9 protein-coding genes are annotated in these 19,947 nt (G+C 42.4%); all 9 read left to right on the top strand.

Features of this window, described 5'->3' with window-relative positions:
- The 9 genes from J2Z20_RS00900 to J2Z20_RS00940 all read left to right on the top strand — a co-directional run bounded on the left by J2Z20_RS00900 (position 1) and on the right by J2Z20_RS00940 (position 19,928).
- The gene (locus J2Z20_RS00900; RefSeq protein ID WP_209844446.1) at positions 1-579 is read left to right on the top strand and encodes a DUF1788 domain-containing protein; all 579 of its coding nucleotides are present in this window, start codon (positions 1-3) and stop codon (positions 577-579) included.
- A 12-nt stretch (positions 580-591) separates the two neighbouring features.
- Entirely contained in the window at positions 592-4,188 is a 3,597-nt protein-coding gene (gene brxC, locus J2Z20_RS00905) for a BREX system P-loop protein BrxC (RefSeq protein WP_209844448.1), read from the top strand.
- Between the two features lie 14 nt (positions 4,189-4,202).
- Positions 4,203-7,778 carry a BREX-1 system adenine-specific DNA-methyltransferase PglX gene (gene pglX, locus J2Z20_RS00910; RefSeq protein ID WP_209844450.1) on the top strand — a complete coding sequence of 1,192 codons (3,576 nt, stop codon included), beginning with the start codon at positions 4,203-4,205 and terminating at the stop codon, positions 7,776-7,778.
- 24 nt (positions 7,779-7,802) lie between these two features.
- Entirely contained in the window at positions 7,803-10,325 is a 2,523-nt protein-coding gene (pglZ, locus tag J2Z20_RS00915) for a BREX-1 system phosphatase PglZ type A (RefSeq protein WP_209844452.1), read from the top strand.
- A gap of 54 nt (positions 10,326-10,379) precedes the next feature.
- Positions 10,380-12,401, top strand: coding sequence for a protease Lon-related BREX system protein BrxL (gene brxL / locus J2Z20_RS00920; protein WP_209847137.1), 2,022 nt, complete (start codon positions 10,380-10,382; stop codon positions 12,399-12,401).
- Between the two features lie 341 nt (positions 12,402-12,742).
- On the top strand, positions 12,743-14,074 hold the full coding sequence (locus tag J2Z20_RS00925; protein WP_209844454.1) for a reverse transcriptase/maturase family protein: 1,332 nt from the start codon (positions 12,743-12,745) through the stop codon (positions 14,072-14,074).
- Between the two features lie 169 nt (positions 14,075-14,243).
- Positions 14,244-16,928 (top strand): DEAD/DEAH box helicase, encoded by a 2,685-nt coding sequence (locus tag J2Z20_RS00930; protein ID WP_209844456.1) that lies wholly within the window; start codon positions 14,244-14,246, stop codon positions 16,926-16,928.
- A 224-nt stretch (positions 16,929-17,152) separates the two neighbouring features.
- Positions 17,153-19,681, top strand: a complete 2,529-nt coding sequence (locus tag J2Z20_RS00935; RefSeq protein ID WP_245251925.1) for a DEAD/DEAH box helicase — start codon at positions 17,153-17,155, stop codon at positions 19,679-19,681.
- A 61-nt stretch (positions 19,682-19,742) separates the two neighbouring features.
- The gene (locus J2Z20_RS00940; RefSeq protein WP_209844460.1) at positions 19,743-19,928 is read left to right on the top strand and encodes a hypothetical protein; all 186 of its coding nucleotides are present in this window, start codon (positions 19,743-19,745) and stop codon (positions 19,926-19,928) included.
- Positions 19,929-19,947: the final 19 nt, after the last annotated feature.

The raw sequence follows: 19,947 nt of genomic DNA on the forward strand, positions 1-19,947 counted from the left end.
ATGGCCAGCTTGGAAGAAAGATTAGATATAGCGGAACGAATGATCCGCATGCCAAGTTTCCGGCAAAACAAAGGGCTCGGCAATGAAGTCGGTTATTATGTATTTGATTACCCAGCGGAGAAAGAACTCGTTGTCAGAGATCGAATCGAGTACATGAAAACCAAAAATTCTAAAGCAACCGATGGTTTTGAACTGGTGGTTTTTGATCTTTACGATATCATCATTGATATTTTGGAGCAGGAAGGCTTCATGGAGCAATGTTTTATGTTCGAGAAGAAAAAAGGGCTTGAACGAATCGTAAAATCAGTCGGAAACCTCCTCCAGATCAATGATGATGCCAGTCTAATCGTTCAATATATTCAAGAACGTACCCCGCAGGAAGCCGTGGTCTTCTTAACCGGAATCGGGAAATGCTATCCATTGCTAAGGTCACATAAGGTGTTGAATAATCTTCATCAGGCAATTGATCATGTGCCGGTGGTTATGTTTTACCCGGGTAAGTATGATGGACAGGAATTAATCCTGTTTTCGGAAATTAAAGACGATAATTACTACAGAGCATTCAGGCTTGTTGATTAGGGAGCTGATGATATGAAGATCAAGGAAATGTTCGTTAGAGAAATCGATCGGGATATTAAGGGTGTCATCAAAGTTGGTCAAGGCGATGAAGAAAATATTAAGCAAGAACTTGAAGAATACGTTGTGACAAAAGAACTGCAAAAGCACTTTGCGGATTTCTTCTCCAGTTATAAGAAAGGGATTAACGGGTACACCGATAAAATGGGTGTATGGATTTCCGGCTTTTTTGGCAGTGGTAAATCTCACTTTCTGAAAATCCTTTCTTACTTGCTCAGCAATAAGGAAGTGCAAGGAAAGAAAGCACTTGATTACTTCATAGAAGATAACAAAATCGTTGATCCAATGGTGCTGGCAGACATGAAGCTTGCGGCTAGTGTTTCTACGGATGTCGTTCTGTTCAACATTGATTCTAAGAGTGAAATGACCGGAAAACAATCCAAAGATGCCATTGTTTCCGTTTTTCTTAAAGTATTTAACGAAATGCAAGGATTTTGCGGCTCCATTCCATTTCTGGCAGATTTGGAAAGGCAACTTGTTGAAGTAGACCGCTATGAAGAATTTAAAAACTTATTTTACAAGAATTTCGGCAAGCCGTGGGAAGAATCGCGGCACAAATTTGATTTTATTCAAGACAGCATAGTGGAAGTATTGGCTGAAATGGGCTTTATGAGCGAGGCTGCGGCTCGAAACTGGTGCGAGAAAGCGACGGAGCCGTATTCTATTAGCATTGAAAATTTTGCACGTCTGGTGAAAGAATATATCGATCGGAAGGGAAATAATCATCACATTGTATTCCTGGTGGATGAAATCGGCCAGTACATAGGGGATGACTCCAAGCTGATGCTGAATTTGCAAACCGTAACCGAGGATCTGGGGACGGCCTGCAATGGAAAGGTTTGGATTGTCGTTACCAGCCAACAGGATATTGATTCCATTACCAAGACGAAGGGGAACGACTTCTCCAAGATTCAAGGACGATTCGATACCCGTCTGTCTCTTTCTTCAGCGAATGTCGATGAGGTGATCAAGAAGAGAATTCTGGATAAAAACACAACAGCCGAGCAGACGTTAAGATTACTGTATGAGCAGAAAGCCACCATTATCAAGAACTTGATCGTCTTCAATGACGGCATCGAAAAGAAGCTATATGCAGACGACCGCGACTTTGCAGCCGTTTATCCTTTTGTGCCTTATCAATTCAATTTGCTAGGGAGCGTCCTGACCTCCATCAGAACTCACGGGGCTTCGGGCAAGCATTTGGCTGAAGGCGAGCGATCCATGATTGCTTTGTTTAAGGAATCGGCGGTAAAACTGATGGATCGTCCGGAAGGTACGTTAATCCCCTTTAATATGTTCTACGATGCGCTGCATCAATTCCTGGATCATAGTCATAAGGGCGTCATCAGCCGCGCAATGGATAACGATTATATTAACCCCGACAAGAAGGATGACTGCTTCGCCGTTAACGTACTGAAAACGTTGTTCATGATCAAATACGTTAAAGAGATTAAAGCCAACATCGATAATATTACCAGTTTGATGATCGCGGATATAGATACCGACAGAATGGAATTGAAAAAACAAGTAGAAGAAGCATTGAAAATTCTTGCCAATCAAACATTAATCCAGAAGAATGGCGATATTTACGTGTTCTTGACCAATGAAGAACAAGAAATAAACCGTGAAATTGACAGTCAGAATGTTGAGATGGCGGAGGTTATCAGTAAAGTATCTGAACTCATCTACGATGATATTTTCAAAGGCGACAAATATCGTTACCCGGCCTTTAATGGCAGATATAACTTTGCCTACAACCGATTTGTTGATGACCGGCCGTATAAATCGAATCAGAGCCACGACATCGGGATACGGGTACTCACTCCGAGCAGCGATTATAGTACCGATGAGACAACTTTGCGTATGATCTCGGGGCAGGGGAGAGAAATTCTTGTCGTTCTCCCCAATGATTCCGCCTTTCTGGACGAAATCAGGAATGCTCTCAAAATCGAAAAATATCTGCGCTTGAATACTTCCAGTACACTAACGAAATTCGACCAAATCAAGGAAGCCAAGCGTGTGGAGATGCGAGAGAGAAATGGAAACGCTAAGTTATTCTTGATCGAATCCTTGAAGAGTGCTGATATTTATGTGAATGGGGACAAAGCACAGATTGTTTCAAAAGACATCGCAGCAAGGATGAATGATGCACTTGGACGCCTCGTTTCGATCGTTTATCATAAACTGCCGTATATTGACACTCCCATGAGTGAAGCCAATATTCGCGCATTGTTTAAGAATGAAAACCAGATCACTCTTTCGTTGGAGGGCACTGCCGAACCGAACGTACATGCGTTAAACGATATGCTCAGTTTTATTTCCAATAATTCTTCCATGCACACGAAAACATCCATGAAGAGTTTGATGGATCGTTTTATGAGGGCACCGTATGGTTTCGTGGAGGATGATGTGGAATGGCTCGTCGCCAAACTATTCAAGAACGGCGATATCTCGTTTACCGTTAATGGAACCAGTGTCACCTTGATGAATAAATCGCAGGAAGAAATTATCAACTACGTTACTAAGAGAGAATTTGTTGAGAAGCTGTTGACTGAGCGAAGAGAGAGAGCATCCGACAGCCAAAAGAAGGCTGTTCGCGAAGTCATGAAGGAATTATTCGGCACCTCCAGCGTCAATGAAGATGATGATGCCATGATGCAGAGCTTCCAGAAGTACAGCAGGGATATATTGAATGAGCTGGATAAATTTGAAATCATGTACCAGGCAAAGTCATTCCCCGGACAGAAGATTGTCTCTACTGGGAAAAACCTGCTTCGCGCCGTTCTTCAAATTCAGTCACCGACGGAATTTTTTAAAAAGCTTCAGGCCGATCGAGACGATTTCCTTGACTTTGCTGAAGACTACGAACCGGTCAAATTATTCTTTGACGGGGAGCAAAAGAAAGTATTTGAGAAAGCTCTGAACCTAATGAAAATTTACGAGGAAAGTAAGACATTTATAGTAGAAGAAAAAGTCGAACAAGTTGTTAATGAAATTAATACGATCCTGAAAAAAGAATCTCCTTATAGCGAAATTCCTAAATTGCCTGCATTATTGGATCAATTTACAGAGCTTTATGCGAAATTACTACAGGATATGGAAGCTCCCGTGATCGCGGCGATAGAAGATGCCCGGAAACGAGTATTTGATGTATTAGATACAAAGGGATACAAGGACCAATTTTCTAGCCGTTTCCATCAGCTTTTCCTTGAAATTATGGAAAAGGCGAGAACATGCAACAATGTCGCGACTATGCAGAATATTAAGGTGGAAGCCGATGCGTTGAAAGTACGCCTTCTCAATGAGCTTTCCAAGAAAGATCAGCAGATTGCGGAAGGGTCTGGAACTTATGGTACAAATGGCGGCGATAAGCATGGTGAAGAGCTGTTACCAAAGATGAAGAAAAGAAAAAACATTAGTATTAAGAGCGTGAACCTTGCCGCTTCTTGGCAGATTGAAACCCCGCAAGATGTTGACAAATATATAGCCGCGCTTAAGGAACGGATTCTGAAAGAGTTGGACGCAGATACCATCATCAATATTGAGTTCTAAGGGAGACACTGCAGATGAATAAGACCGCAATTAAAAACTTTGCCATATGGGCAAGAAAGAAGCTCATTGCAGAGATCACATACAAGGCAGGATTAATAGGGGTTACGGGGAAGGGGATAAAAAATCCCCTCCCGCAATCTACGAAAGATGTTCAGTTCTTTGACATCGGCGCCAAGGAACCTTATTCCATCACTGGTGTGGAAATTGAGCAGCGTAGAAATCTGGCCGATATCATACAAAAAAAAGAAAAACAGTCTGATTATAAAACTGCTTATAATAGCGTCATTGAAGAGGTTGCCTATACATGGTTTAACCGCCTCATTGCTGTGCGGTTTATGGAAGTGAACGATTATTTACCGTCCAGAATCAGGGTTTTATCTTCGGAGAGCAGTTCCAAGATCGAACCGGACTTGGTGACTTCTCCTTTTGATGCAGACTTGGATTATACGCCTTTTGAGAAAGATCGAATCATTCAGCTGAAAAATGAGAATAAGCTGGATGAGCTTTTCCGGATGCTATTTATCAAACAGTGTAATGCATTGAATGCTATACTGCCAGAGTTATTTGAGAAAACCAACGACTACACCGAGCTATTAATGAACGTGTCTTTTACCGACAAGGATGGCGTTGTCTATCGATTGGTTCACGACATTCCGGAAGATGATTTCAATGTGGAAAAAGAGGGCCAGGTTGAGATCATCGGTTGGCTGTATCAGTATTATAATACCGAGCCGAAAGATGAAACCTTTGCCTTGCTGAAGAAGAATGTGAAGATTACGAAAGAACGAATTCCCGCGGCTACTCAACTTTTTACTCCGGATTGGATCGTCCGCTATATGGTTGAGAACAGCCTGGGTCGTCTTTGGTTAGAAGGTCACCCGAATGACCAACTAAAAGCGAATTGGAAGTATTATTTAGACGAGGCTGAGCAGGAGCCGGAAGTTCAGGCGCAACTGGATGCGGTCCGGGAAGTGTACAAGAACATCAAGCCGGAAGATATCAAGGTCATTGATCCATGCATGGGCAGCGGCCATATTCTGGTATACGCTTTTGATGTACTTATGCAAATTTATGAGAGCTATGGATACAGCCAGCGTGATGCTGCAAAAAGTATCCTAGAAAACAATTTATATGGTTTGGATATAGACAATCGTGCTTATCAACTGGCTTATTTTGCTGTGATGATGAAAGCTAGACAGTACAACCGACGCATCTTCAATGGCGAAATTAGTTGTCATGTGCATGCGATTCAGGAAAGCAATGAAATCAACCGTGCGCAGCTGAGATATTTCGGTCAAGGTATGAGTGATCTAGAACGCAATACTGCCGTGAACCAGATAGAATATCTGCTGGATACCATGCGGGATGCTAAAGAGTATGGCTCTATTTTGAATGTTGATAACCTGAACTGGGAACTGCTATACAAGTTTACCGACAAAGTAGATTTTAATGGCCAAATAACGTTGGATTCCATTGGTTTAGATGCTACCCAGAAACAGTTGCGTCAGTTGGTGGAGATTGCGGTTGTGCTGGCACAGAAATATGATGTAGTGGTAACAAACCCACCTTATATGGGTAATAATAGTTTTAATAGTAAAATGAGCGATTTTGTAAAAGTGGAATATCCTGATAGCAAGTGGGATCTCTTTGCGGTCTTTATTGAGCGGTGTAATAGATTTACTAAATTAAATTGCTATCAGGCGATGATAACACAACACTCATGGATGTTCCTTTCAAGCTATGAAACTTTGCGTAAAAAAATGATCAGATTTGATATTGTCAACATGGCACATTTGGGCGCAAAAGCATTTGATGAAATCGGAGGAGAAATTGTTCAAACAACTTCTTTCGTGATAAGAAAAAGCGATATGAATAGTTACTGTGGGATCTATGTGAGATTAGTTGATTTATTAGGACAACAAGAGAAAGAAACTGCTTTCTTGAGCAAAAATAATGAATTTATCTCTGCAAAAATCAACTTTTCAAAGATACCAGGGACACCGTTATCGTATTGGGTTAGTGAACCAATTGCAAACGCATTTATCAATGGAAAAAGCATAACAGAATATGTGGACACCTTTCAGGGAATTATCACCGGCGACAATGATAAATTCCTTAGATTGTGGACAGAGGTGGAGTCTACCAAAATCCCTTTCCATGCTACAAATATGAAAGAAGTTAATTTGCAAAAAACTTACTGGATACCATATAACAAAGGCGGTGAATTCCGCAAATGGTATGGCATTCAAGATTATGTTGTGAATTGGAAGAATGGGCCGGATGATAAGACTCGAGGAAAAAAAACCTTTCAGGATTATTATTTGCGAGAATATGTAGCATGGTCATATACAGTATCAAACTCGATAGCAGCAAGGTACTATCCCCCTGGATTTTTATGGGATGTCCGTGGCTCCGGAATTATGGATAAATCTAATCTTTTGTACTATTTGCAAGCTCTAATTTGTAGCAAGATAGGTATAACACTATTTAGAGTTAACAACTCAACTTTAAGTTGTCAAGTTGAAAACATCATTCAACTACCAATTATTGTAGATGAAAGTCAACGAGATTTGGTAACTGATATTGTTAAAAATTGTGTTGAAATATCAAAAAATGAATGGAACTCATTTGAAATAAGCTGGGATTTTGTACAGCACCCATTTTTGACTTTTCAGAGTACTAATAAGATATCTGATTCCTATGCTGCTTGGGATAAATATACAATTAGTCAGTTTTCTAAATTAAAGTCTAATGAAGAGAAATTGAATAGTATCTTTATAAAAATCTATGGTTTAGAAGGTGATTTAACACCAGAAGTTGAAGATAAGGAAGTGACCCTTCGAAAGGCTGATTTAGGCCGTGAGGTTCGTTCATTTATCTCTTATGCGGTTGGCTGTATGTTTGGACGCTATAGTCTTGACGTGGACGGATTGGTCTATGCTGGTGGCGATTGGAATGATAGTAAATATACCACCTTCACCCCGGATAAGGATAATGTTATTCCGATTACGGATGAACAATACTTTGAAGATGATATTGTTGGCTTGTTCTGCGCGTTCCTGAAAAAATCGTTTGGATCGGATACATTGGAAGAAAATCTGGACTTCATCGCCAAAGCACTTGGCAACAAAGGTAATACTTCTAGAGAGGTCATACGGAATTACTTCTTGAAAGATTTCTTTAAAGATCATTGCAAGGTTTACCAAAAGCGTCCAATCTACTGGCTCTTTGATAGTGGGAAGGAAGACGGCTTCAAGGCTTTGATCTACATGCACCGTTATAACGAGGATACAATCGGCAACTTGCGCATTGACTATCTTCACCGGATGCAGCGTATCTATGAGAGCGAGATCGCGCGGATGCAGGACACAATTGACAACAGCAATAATGCAAGAGAAATTGCCGCGGCAACGAAACGGAAAGAAAAGCTGATAAGGCAATTGAAAGAAACGAAAGAATATGACGAGAAGATCGCCCACCTGGCGCTTGCACGTATTTCGATTGATCTGGACGACGGTGTGAAAGTCAATTACGATAAAGTACAGACGGGGACAGACGGCAAGAAGTTGGATGTGCTGGCGAAGATTTAATACAGATTGAAAGGAGCGGGTCGGATGGCTGAACTGAATTTGAAACAAATTGCCGACAAGTTGAATGCTGAGTTCACTGGCGATACCCGCAAGCTGGTATTCTGGTACGACGATAATGCTGAATTTGCTGATGATATTGATACACTGGAATTAAATAATGCCAAAGTGTACCATTTGGAGCCGGACAACCAGTTTTATACCAAATATTTTCTGGAGCGGTTGGATCGAACAACCAATTATCTGATTTATGCACCGTTCCCCAAACCGCCCGTTCGGGATAATCATCTGGCTGATACCATCAAGTATTCCAAAGAATTTTTTGCCGACCGTGCTTCTCTACTCACCGTTGATCTCGGAATTGATGAGAAGTATAAGCCGCTCATTCAGAAGTACATCAAGTTCTTTGGGGCAAAAGACAGAACCCAACGATTTTATGATCTTGAGATTGAGAATTTTACCAGAGATACGATCGAAATAGCACTGATGAGCGTACTCTGTAAGACACGAACAGCTTCCTTTGAGGAAGTTGTTCGTGTCGTTTTGACTGATGCTGATTTGAAAGATAACAAATTTCTTGCAGAATTTGAGAAATACGATATCCTTCCTGCTTTCTGGAGGCTTTGCGAAGATCAATTTGGCTATACGGATGTAAAACCGACGCTTGAAAAGCTGGTCGTTACCATGTTCGTGACCTACACGGAGCGATATATGGATGCGGAGCTTCCTAAGGCCTGGAAGAGCTTTGTTTCCTATAAATCTGGAAATATCATTGCTTTCTTAGATAATCTGATGAATAGCCTGCTTTACCGCGGCAGATACAACGAGCTTTCCGAGTATGTGGCGGCGGGATTGAATGCAGCTTCCGCTTTGGAAGCTATTGGCCCGGAAGATTTGTTGCGATGCGATACATTTGCTTTTATTGACCGAATGATCATCCACTGGATCACCGAACGGCTCCTGGCTGAGGATACCGGTGCTAAGTTGAATGGCATAACCATCCCGCTGGTATGTCAGGAGCGAAGCAAAATGCATTTTGGAGAAACCTACAAAGAACAGTATCAGCTCTTGGAATATGCCTATTACTTGATTCTTCAAGCAAATTATAACTGTCCCGATGATTTCATAGGGATTGTCAATCAATACCGTGAGTCAGATTACCTCATTGATACCCATTATCGAAATTTCTATTCTTGTTTCGACAAGCTTAAAGATAGTACTGCTTTTGAACGCCTGCGCGATCTGATCGAGAACATCTATACCAATGAATACCTGGCCGAAATCATCCCCAAGTGGAATGCGGCTATTATTAACGATGAATCTATGACGGCACTGCCGATGCAGCGTGATTTCTATTCCCGGTATATTCGCAACAGCAAAGAGCGCGTAGTCGTCATCATATCTGATGCCATGCGCTATGAGACAGGCCGTACGCTTTGGGCGAGATTACAGGATGATGAGAAATGCTCAGCCAGGCTTGAAGCCATGCTCGGTGTATTGCCGTCTTATACAAGACTTGGAATGGCGGCACTCCTTCCACACAAAACAATTGAAATGACAGATGATTACCGTGTACTGGTTGATGGGGCATCTTGTGATGATCTGAAACAACGTGAAGGTGTGCTGCAACGCTATAATCCAAATAGCCGCTGCATTCAATATGACGACCTCAAATCGATGAAAAGGGATGCGATCCGTCAGTTATTTATTGGGATGGACGTCATTTATATTTATCATAATCAAATTGACGCCCGCGGCGATAAAGCCAATACAGAGAACGAGGTATTTATTGCTTGTGAGGAAGCTATAATTGAAATCCACGACCTGATTCGACAGCTCACGGATCATGTAAGTGCTACTCATTATATCGTCACCGCGGATCACGGGTTTATCTATAAACGCGACAAGCTGCAGGAAAGCGATAAGATCGCGAATGTTTCCGAGAAAGGTTCGTTTGTTAACCGACGTTTTATTGTATCCGATAAGGAAATTCAGGGGGATGGCATTGTTTCTTTGCCATTAAGCCGAATTCTTGGCAATCATGATACCAAGGTGGTAGCCGTTCCGATCAGTTCTAACGTGTTCAAGGTAGCAGGCGGTGGTCAGAACTACGTACATGGAGGGTCATCCCCGCAGGAAATGATTATTCCAGTGCTGGATATTAAAACGGAAAAAGGGCATAAAGAGACGCGAACCGTCCAGATTGCACTGATCAGTATGGTTCAGAAAATCACAAACCTGATTACAACACTTGATTTCATTCAGAACGAGCCGATTAGTGATGTTCTGAAGGGAACAAGTTTCAAGATTTTATTCATATCCGAAGACAACGAGAAGATTTCCAACGAGAACATTTATATTGCTGATAAGAAAGATGCTGACCCGCAAAAACGAATGTTCCGCCTCCGCTTTAATTTTAAAAATAAACAATACGATAAGTCGAAACGGTATTATCTTGTTGCATTTGATGAAACAAATGACCTGGAAGTCCTTCGTCATGAGGTAGTGATGGATATTGCCTTTGCGAATGACTTTGGATTTAATGTGTAGGATGGTGAGAATGTGAGCGACGACGTACAACATAGGACGGAAGACCAATCCGAAATGATAGAAAAATTGAAAACCTGGTTCTCAGGGAAAATTGTCAGGAAAGATCTGACCAAGAGAATCAAAGAAGGAGCTAACGTTCCAGTCTATGTATTGGAATATTTGCTCGGGATGTACTGTTCATCTATGGATGAAGAGGAGATCGAAGCAGGGGTAGTCAATGTAAAGCAAATCTTGGCCGAAAATTATGTGCGTCCGGATGAAGCGCAGAAGATTATTTCCAAGCTGCGCGAGCGTGGCAGTTATACTGTGATTGATAAGGTATCTGTCAAATTAAATTATAAGAATGACGTCTATGAATCCGAATTTTCCAATCTCGGAATTAAAGGGGTTCCTATTGCAGAAACATACGTTTCCGACTATGAGCGACTACTCTGCGGGGGTATTTGGTGTATTGTCCAGTTGGAATATTTTTATGATGAAGCCGACAAAAATCGGTGCCCGTTCATTATCCGTAAGCTGACACCCATACAGATGCCAAGTTTAGATATTGAGGAGGTCAAGGCAGCGAGAGCAAATTTCACCGACGACGAATGGATTGATCTTGTTCTTAGAAGCACTGGGATGGAGCCCTCTCAGTTTAGTAAGCGGGTAAAATGGCTGCATTTGGCTAGATTGATTCCTTTAATCGAAAACAACTATAACCTCTGTGAACTCGGTCCGAGAGGAACGGGAAAGTCGCATATTTACAAGGAAATCAGTCCCAATAGCATTCTCGTTTCCGGCGGTCAGACTACTGTGGCCAATTTATTTTATAACATGAGCAATAAGACAGTAGGGCTGGTTGGTTTATGGGATTGTGTCGCTTTCGATGAAGTGGCCGGTATCAAGTTTAAAGATCAAGACGGCGTACAAATCATGAAAGATTATATGGCTTCTGGTTCTTTCGCAAGAGGCAAGGAAGAGAAGAATGCCTATGCGTCCATGACATTCGTTGGCAACATTAATCAAAGTGTCGACGTAGTATTAAAGACGTCACACTTGTTTGATCCGTTTCCAGATGCAATGGCTAACGATTCTGCATTCCTTGATCGCATGCATTGCTATATCCCTGGTTGGGAAATACCGAAATATCGACCTGAATATTTTACAAATGATTACGGTTTTATTACGGACTACTTTGCGGAGATCATGCGTGAGCTTCGTAAAATCTCCTACGGAGATGCATTTGAGAAATTTTTTAAGTTGGGCAATAATCTGAACCAGCGAGATGTAATCGCGGTAAGAAGAACGGTGTCAGGATTAACCAAATTGATTTACCCCAACGGGCAATTCACCAAAGAGAACGTTGAGGAAATTCTGAGGTTCGCCTTGGAAATGCGTCGAAGAGTAAAAGAGCAGTTGAAAAAGATCGGCGGCATGGAATTCTATGATGTGAATTTTTCGTATATCGATCAAGAAACTTTCAACGAGGAATTTGTTCCAGTTCCAGAGCAGGGCGGTGGGAAGCTAATTCCGGAGGGAATGGGCAAGCCCGGTCATATTTACACGGTATCGCATGGAAAGTCTGGTATGATTGGGGTCTACAAATTAGAGATGCAAATGACCTCGGGTACCGGAAAATTTGAGAAAACCGGTCTTGGTTCGGATCGTGAAGCTAGGGAAGCTGTTGATACGGCGTATCGGTACTTAAAAGCGAATGGTAAAAATATTAGTGGATCGATTAGTACGACCACAAAAGATTACCTCATGCACATCCAGGACATGAACGGAATTGGCATGACCAAGTATCTGACCTTACCTGCTGTAGTAGCTATATGTTCGGTGGCCTTGAATAAACCTGCTCTAAGTTCCTCCGTAGTGTTGGGTGACTTAAGTATCGGTGGCACGATCATGAAAGTCGAAGAACTGGCGAATACATTGCAGGTTTGCTTGGACAGTGGAGCCAAGAAGGTCTTGATTCCAATTACATCAGCAGTTGATCTTGGAACTGTCCCGTCTGAATTGATTGGCTGCTTCAATATTATCTTCTACCAGAGTGCGGAAGATGCTGTGTTTAAGGCTTTAGGGGTTGAATGAACGAGAGTCACAATTTTTTGTCGAATTTTAGTTTGCCAAATCTATGAAACTATGATACTATAATTTTGCCTTACAGACCTGCTGTAAGGGTTGGAGATTGAAGTCAAGGGTCTGGCGAGCAGTAGCACGCACAAGACACACTGACACAGTTCACTGGTGGACACGAACTCACACATCAACCAACAAGCACTCCACATTGAACACGCCTCCTCAACTATCATAGCATAGTTGTTCATGCGTAATGTACGGGTGGCTGCAATACAATTACATCATACCTGCCAACTTAGGGATGCTGCCCCCCGTGTTGGCAGGTATTGCACTTTATGGGGGAATTTATGACTATGGATGAGTGGAAGAAAAAGGTGAAATTCCGAGGCTATGCCCATTTCGATAGAAAAATAACCTTACATGAAGCATGGGACTATATCTCGAATCCATTGAAAATAAAGACTCATGGATTTCTTCCTTTTATCCACTATACACTGAAAATTACAAAATATAGTAAAACCAAGGGGAAGACAACAAAAACACGTGAAGTATGTTATTCGGCGCATAAAGATCGGTATATCTATCAGTACTATGCTTATCTATTAAATGAAGAATATAATAAAAGAGTAACTATTGACGGTCTTGATCAATGCTCGATTGCGTACCGCAACAATCTGCACATGAATAATATTCATTTTGCTAAACAGGCTTTTGACAAAATAAAAGAACTTAAAGAATGCTATGTCGTCATCGGGGACTTTAAAAGCTTTTTCGACAGCCTTGACCATCAATACTTAAAAAAGCGAATGTGTGAGCTGCTTCAAAAAGACAAGCTTCCTAACGATTATTATGCGGTATTTAAAAACATCACTAAATATTCAACATGGGAATTATCCGACCTTTTGAAAGAAAATGGGCATTTGTTAAATCTTTCTGGAATTAAGCGACTAAACAAACAAGAATTGGCGATACCTTGGAGTAAATTTAAGGCCTTAAAGAAGGACATGGTTACTCCTAACAAAAAATCAGTTGGAATTCCACAGGGTTCGGCAATTAGTGCTGTATTGTCAAATATATATATGCTTGAGTTTGATGCAAAGATAAACTCGTATGTTTCTTCTAAAGACGGTATGTATATGAGGTATAGCGATGATTTTATTGTTATACTTCCGAAAGATAAGGCACTGCTACTTAATCAAGAACTTGCATTTTTATTGTCAATCATACAAGCAACTCCTTCACTGGTATTGGAACCTAATAAGACCCAACTTTTCGAATATAGTCAAGGTAACATAGATTCATTTGAAATCCGAGATGATTTAATATGTAAGACAGAAAAAAAGATAATTCATTACTTAGGTTTTTCCTTCGACGGGAATGCTACAACTATAAGGGACAAGACAATTTCAAAGTATTATAATAAGTTGAATCGAAATATAAAGAAGATTCTGAAAAGCAAAGATGATTCAAAAACAAAAGTAATCATTAAAAGCATACGCCTCTATCGAAAATTTGGATATCATGAGCATGAGGTTAGCAAGGATTTAAAAAATAGGAACTTCCTTAGTTATGTCGATAGGGCAGAACGAATATTTGGTCCTAATGAGCGAGTTAACGTAGTGAAGTCAAGACACATTCAGAAGATTAGAAAAAAAATGAGAAATCATGAAAGTAGACGATCATAGTGGTCGTCTTTTTTTGTGCTAATTAACATAAACAAGGACTTATTGCCTATATTGTCGAATAAGCAGCAAAGGGGTTTTATTCCACGAGAACGTATATTCTATGACAACCTATTGTCTAATCATTATGTTTTAATATGGACAGCAGACGTTAAATATGGAGGGATTGGTTATGGCATTTCTGAAATGCTCGGAATGTACGAATATGCTGAAGGCGATTCAAATTTCTAATAAGATCAGTCAAGTCGGGGAGCAACGACTGCTTGAATATTCGCCAACCGGGATCAAATGCTTAGACTGGACTCCTGTAATTGAAAACCTCCGAGGATACGAAGAGGGAATTTACTGCCCTTCTTGTTTTGCTATCGTTCCTTTAGAGAAAGAAGAATTTATTCTATGTGAAGATAACCGAATTCCCGGCGTAGTAAGTCATGAATTTTCATCAGAAGATGTACTGGATAAGCTGAAGGAGTTGGCAGAGGAAGAGGCCGCCGAGATTTATGTACATACACTTCCTGCGAAAGAAGCTACTTTTGCGGATATTCCTGAATCTACACCGGAGCCCATCAAGGACGCCTTACATCGAATGGGAATTACACAGTTATATACTCACCAAGCACAAACAGCCGATGCAGTCCATTCTGGTTCGAATGTTGTCTTGGTCACTTCAACATCATCTGGAAAGACGTTGTCCTATAACCTGCCGATTCTTAGCCGGTTGTATAATCATCCTGAAGAACGGGCATTGTACATATTTCCTACCAAGGCATTAGCTAATGATCAACTAGATCAAATCAGACGTTTTGGTACGGATGAAACGAAGGATCAATCATCCTTGGATGAGTGGTTTGAAACTCAATTGCACTTAGGAGATCGCCTGATTCATAACGGCCGGCTGGATGGGGATACCGAGAATGGGCCGCGGCAGCGAATCATGGAAAAAGCACAGGTATGGATGACGAATCCGGATATGATTCATTACTCCATTCTCGGGCAAGTTCAGAAGGTGAAGTATGCGACCGCACATCACATTCGAAATTATCTTCGGAACCTCAAATTTATAGTGCTTGATGAGATGCATATGTACCGAGGTACATTCGGAAGTCATGTCGCATTGGTACTCAGACGCCTGCTTAAGGTTTGTCGAGAACTTGGTAATACTCACAACATCCAGATTATTACGAGCTCAGCAACGATTGAAAACCCTGCTAGATTAGCAGAGGATCTTACGGGGCTAAGTGGCTTTACCCTCATTAATACAGATGGTTCCGCCCATCAGAAGAAGGGAATCGTCCTCTGGAATCCTGGCATGTCTGCCGACGAACAAGTCCGCCGCGCGCCTTCTACCGATGCGATTACGATGGCGAAACAAATTATGACTGTGGATCAGAAGGTGATTAAGAGCATTATTTTTCAGCCTTCTCGCAGCCAGACGATGGTATTTACCCGTTATATCAAAGACGTATTGCGCCAGCCTCTCCGACTACCTAAGGAGAAAGTGGACGGAGAGAAACTCGCGGCTTTTTATACTGGAATCCTACCGAATGATACCCGGAAACGAATTATTGAGCGGCTCAAGTCCCACGATATTCATGTCATTATTACGACCAATGCCCTTGAAGTCGGGATTGATATCGGTGATTTGAGTCTTGCCGTTCTTGTTGGTTATCCCGGATCGAAAGCGGCATTCTCCCAACAGATCGGACGTGTTGGCCGCAAAGGCGAGGGTGTTGCCATACTGATCTGGCAGGATGAACCGCTTCAGCAGTATTACATGCGTAACCCGCTTGAATTTATCCATAAAGCTCCCGAGGTAGTTAGGATTAATCCAACAAATTACAAGTTGTTAGCCATGCACATCCCGTTACTAAGAGAAGAGCTCGGGAGAGAAGTCACGAAGGAAGACTTGCAGGACATGTTTCCTGGATTACTCGAAGATTATATTGAGACTGTACTGCAAGTAGCTGCAACAGCTAACGATGAGGCGACCGTTGATGACAAGTTTAGTCTTCGATCAATGTCTGGTAAAAATTACAGCGTAACCATTCGGGGACAAAATCAAACGATAGTAGACAGTTTGGATGAATGGAGCGCTCTTCGTGACTTTCATGAAGGTGCGATCTATTGGACTCCTGGAGAAAAAGGCTATCGAGTAGACTCCATCAATCGCAGAAAAGGCGAAATTATTCTATTGCCCATTCAAGAACTAACCTATTACACCCAATCAACTTATCGTGATGTCATCGATATTATGCAGACCTATCAGAAGCAAAATATCGAAGGAATTGATATGGCTTATGGTGAACTGGAGATCAAGCGGAGCGTCTTCGGTTATAAAAAAGTTTACTTCGGACAAAAGCATGAGTCGGAGCAGGTTCAATTGGATCATCCGTCCGTCACCCGATTTACTCCGGAAGGAATGTGGGTTACACTAACGGATTCCCAATGGGGCTGCTTGAAGAATAGCATTCGAGAGTTGGTAGATGAAGGCAGATCCCTTGATCTGTTGGCCGAAGGCTCTCTTCACGCTGCAGGTCACGCTATGACTTCAGTTATTCCAGACCTCATTATTTGTGACGCTAATGACTTTACAGGTTTTTCGGCGAGTGCGATGACGGCTTTTGCTAATCGACCTGTTATCGGCTTCTATGGCGAGAACGGGTCCGGCCTCGGAACCATCGAGGCGATTTACGAGAAACTCCCTCATGTACTTCGAAAAGCGCTTGAGCTTATTGAGAGCTGCCCTTGTTCTGAAGGATGTCCTAGTTGCGTCCAGCTCCCAGGTAAAGGGAATATTGAATTGTTCAAACCTGGAGCCAAAATGCTGCTGAAGATTTTGATTGAAGGGATCGATTAAGAATGCCTGTAATCTGCTCTTCCTGTGGAGGCCAACGGCCATATGGAGACTTTGTCCAAATCGGTTATAAAGCAGATCCGAAAGGTTATTACCGTCATATACATCAACGGGCAAACGGGATTCGAGTTTCAGAGTGGCGTTCCCTTGAACCCGATATGGAGTCCTATATAAACAAACAAGCCGGCGTTTATTGTTCGCATGATGGATGTTCAATCTTGGACGGCATGTTGACACCGGTAGAAATGGAATTGCTCACAGACCGAAGACTTCCTGTTCAACATGTATTCGATAGTGAAAAACTCGTCCAGAATTTGCTCGAACTCGGAACTCGTATTCGAAGTGACGTCCACGTGCATCAAATTGACGCCAACCAAGGCGCTTATGCTGACCAAATCCTTATGCCCAGTTGGCTGCAGCGGAAGCTTCATTCTCTGGGGATTAATAAACTGTATGAGCATCAAGGGGAAGCTATACAGAACATCCGTGAAGGCAGAAATGTCGTTCTCTGCACGAAAACCGCATCTGGAAAATCATTGGCGTACAATGTTCCCATCATCGAAAAATTGGTTGCTGATCCGAATGCCTGTGCGCTTTATTTGGCCCCGTTCAAGGCATTAGTCGAGGACCAGTACGCCCACTTGAAAAAATGGGCTGATGATGTAGAAGAGCAGGGGAATCAAATCTCGCTTAATGGATTTTCTCGATTCTCTGTTAATGGACAGCAATTATCCGTTGGGGTTCTCCACGGGCAACGTAACGTTCCAGAGCATACGAGAAAAGATCAGGCATCTAGCTTCGTGTTCTCTGAAGGTCGTTATTGGCTGACCAACGTTCATTATTTGCACTTAGTTCTTCAAGGTGCAGGTTCGCCTAAGGGAAAAGGCCCCCAACTGTTGCGCTTTCTGCAAAATCTTCGGTTTGTCGTCATTGATGAGCTGCATCAATACTCAGGCTTGTTAGGTTCTAAAGTATCGCTAGTCATTCGTAGGCTGAGAATGCTTTGCGATCGGCTTGGAAACAAAGATGTCCAATTTATTGCCTGCTCGGCTACGATAGCTAATCCCAAATACTTGGTTGAGGAATTAACGGGAAAACGAGGAATCAAAGGGTTTCATGAAATATCGGGAGTACAAGCGCCAGTAAAGAAGAAAGCGATTTTGATGTGGAATCCGGGCTTATCAGACGATGAGCAAAAGAAAAGGGCCGTTGTTTCCGATCTCTATGAGATTCTGCGCACGATCTACAAGGATGGAAGATGGCCGAGAAGTATCATTTTCACAAGCAACCGCCAGCAAGCCCAGCTTTTAAGTCGTGAAATAAACATGATACTGCGCAGCCACCTTCTTGATCATGGCGGGCTTTCGGCAGACGAACCACATGAGTTTTTTCTGCCGTACCATGCATACCTCACGCAAGAAGTTAAAGAACGAACCATACAAAAACTTGAGCAAGGCGAGATCCTTGGAGTGGTCACTACTAGCGCCCTAGAGGTCGGAATTGATGTGAAGTGTCTGGATGTATGTATCTTACTCGGATACCCTGGCTCCCAGGCTTCCTTTTGGCAGCAGGCTGGACGAGTGGGACGCAGCAGAGACGGTGTGGTGATCATGATGGTTCAGGAAGAACCATTGCAGCAATACTTTGCCCGCAACCCTGAGAAATTCTTTGAGCTTCCACCTGAATCAGCGGCTATCAATACAACGAATCCTAAGCTGTTGAAGGAGCATCTCGCATACGCAGCTCACGAGCAGGGCGGAACGGTAATAAATGCTATGAATTATGTTCGCTCTTCGGCGCTTCGCAAGGTGGTTGCGGAAGCAAGCGACCAGTGGCAGCAGATAGAAGGAAAACTCCTCTATCATGGTGAAACGCCAAGATATCAAACTTTGTTTACAATGGGGGCTACTTATACGGTTGTAACCAAGAACGGATGGAATGAGGACATTTTATTTCAAAGTGTTGACGGACGGTCCTTAATTCGGGATTATCACGTGGATGCTGTATTTTTGGGACCTGACAATCGAACTTTTTATAAAGTCAAGTGGGTCAATAACAAGCAACGCAAAGTGGTTGTAGAGCCGGTAAGAGCTGATTATCATACCCGGGGAATTGTACGCGATAGCATTGAAATCCATGACATAACCAATCCACTGAGAAGTGACGCGGCGATCAAATCCAATCTTGGAAACATCATCGTAAAACGAAGCACATTTGGCTACAAAAAAATCTACAATCACGGCGCAACGCCTCCCGAAACCGTGCAATTGACAAACACATATCCTGTCAGTTTCCAAACCGAGGCGTTTTGGCTGATGTGGGATCACCAAGGAAGGGATGAACTTAAAGGTCTGCTCAATGATGTACTGGATCGCGATACCATTGACTTGGAGACCATGGTTGAGGGAAGCCTTCATGCGGTTGAACATGCCATAGCTTCGGCGATACCGGCCGTTGTAAGGTGCAGTATGGCTGATTTTCAGCACACCTCTTTTTATTCTGGCTCAGCATTGTTTGGAATGCCTGGAATGTTCTTCTACGACAGCCAAGCAGGAGGCGGTTCAGGTATAGTCGAGGTCGTTGCGGAAAAATTCGGGGTTCTCTTGGAGAAAGCCCAACAGATCATTAGCAGCTGTGGTTGTTCGGACGGCTGCCCATCCTGCATTCAGCTGTTTCATTGTGAGAAGCAGAATGAGCCGCTGCATAAGGCTGGGGCCTTATTGGTAATCAACCATTTACGAAAATCTTTCGGATAAAGGGAGCTTGGAGCCATTCTTCTGTCGAGATACATTAACTTTCTGGAATGAGGATATTCGAATGGAATCTGCATTCCCGATCTTAGAAGGTGCCGTTCCTCTTTGTGTGTTTGAAGATGGCCAGGCAATTCCTATTGAATTGGATGCAACGTTGTTGTCCAGGTTGAACGAAACATTTGAAGAACATCAATATATGCTTTCGCTGGTTAATCCGGGAATGACGTTACGATCTAATCCTTACGAATGATCTATATAGGGAGAGAATT

It is taken from the genome of Paenibacillus sediminis, assembly GCF_017873765.1.
GTDB lineage: Bacteria > Bacillota > Bacilli > Paenibacillales > Paenibacillaceae > Paenibacillus_AG > Paenibacillus_AG sediminis.

Bases quoted from the DNA above. Each gene is read 5' to 3' on its own strand.
- brxL (WP_209847137.1), top strand. From the start codon at position 10,380: ATGATAGAAAAATTGAAAACCTGGTTCTCAGGGAAAATTGTCAGGAAA.
- J2Z20_RS00930 (WP_209844456.1), top strand. From the start codon at position 14,244: ATGGCATTTCTGAAATGCTCGGAATGTACGAATATGCTGAAGGCGATT.
- J2Z20_RS00940 (WP_209844460.1), top strand. From the start codon at position 19,743: ATGGAATCTGCATTCCCGATCTTAGAAGGTGCCGTTCCTCTTTGTGTG.
- brxC (WP_209844448.1), top strand. From the start codon at position 592: ATGAAGATCAAGGAAATGTTCGTTAGAGAAATCGATCGGGATATTAAG.
- J2Z20_RS00900 (WP_209844446.1), top strand. From the start codon at position 1: ATGGCCAGCTTGGAAGAAAGATTAGATATAGCGGAACGAATGATCCGC.
- pglZ (WP_209844452.1), top strand. From the start codon at position 7,803: ATGGCTGAACTGAATTTGAAACAAATTGCCGACAAGTTGAATGCTGAG.
- J2Z20_RS00935 (WP_245251925.1), top strand. From the start codon at position 17,153: ATGTTGACACCGGTAGAAATGGAATTGCTCACAGACCGAAGACTTCCT.
- pglX (WP_209844450.1), top strand. From the start codon at position 4,203: ATGAATAAGACCGCAATTAAAAACTTTGCCATATGGGCAAGAAAGAAG.
- J2Z20_RS00925 (WP_209844454.1), top strand. From the start codon at position 12,743: ATGGATGAGTGGAAGAAAAAGGTGAAATTCCGAGGCTATGCCCATTTC.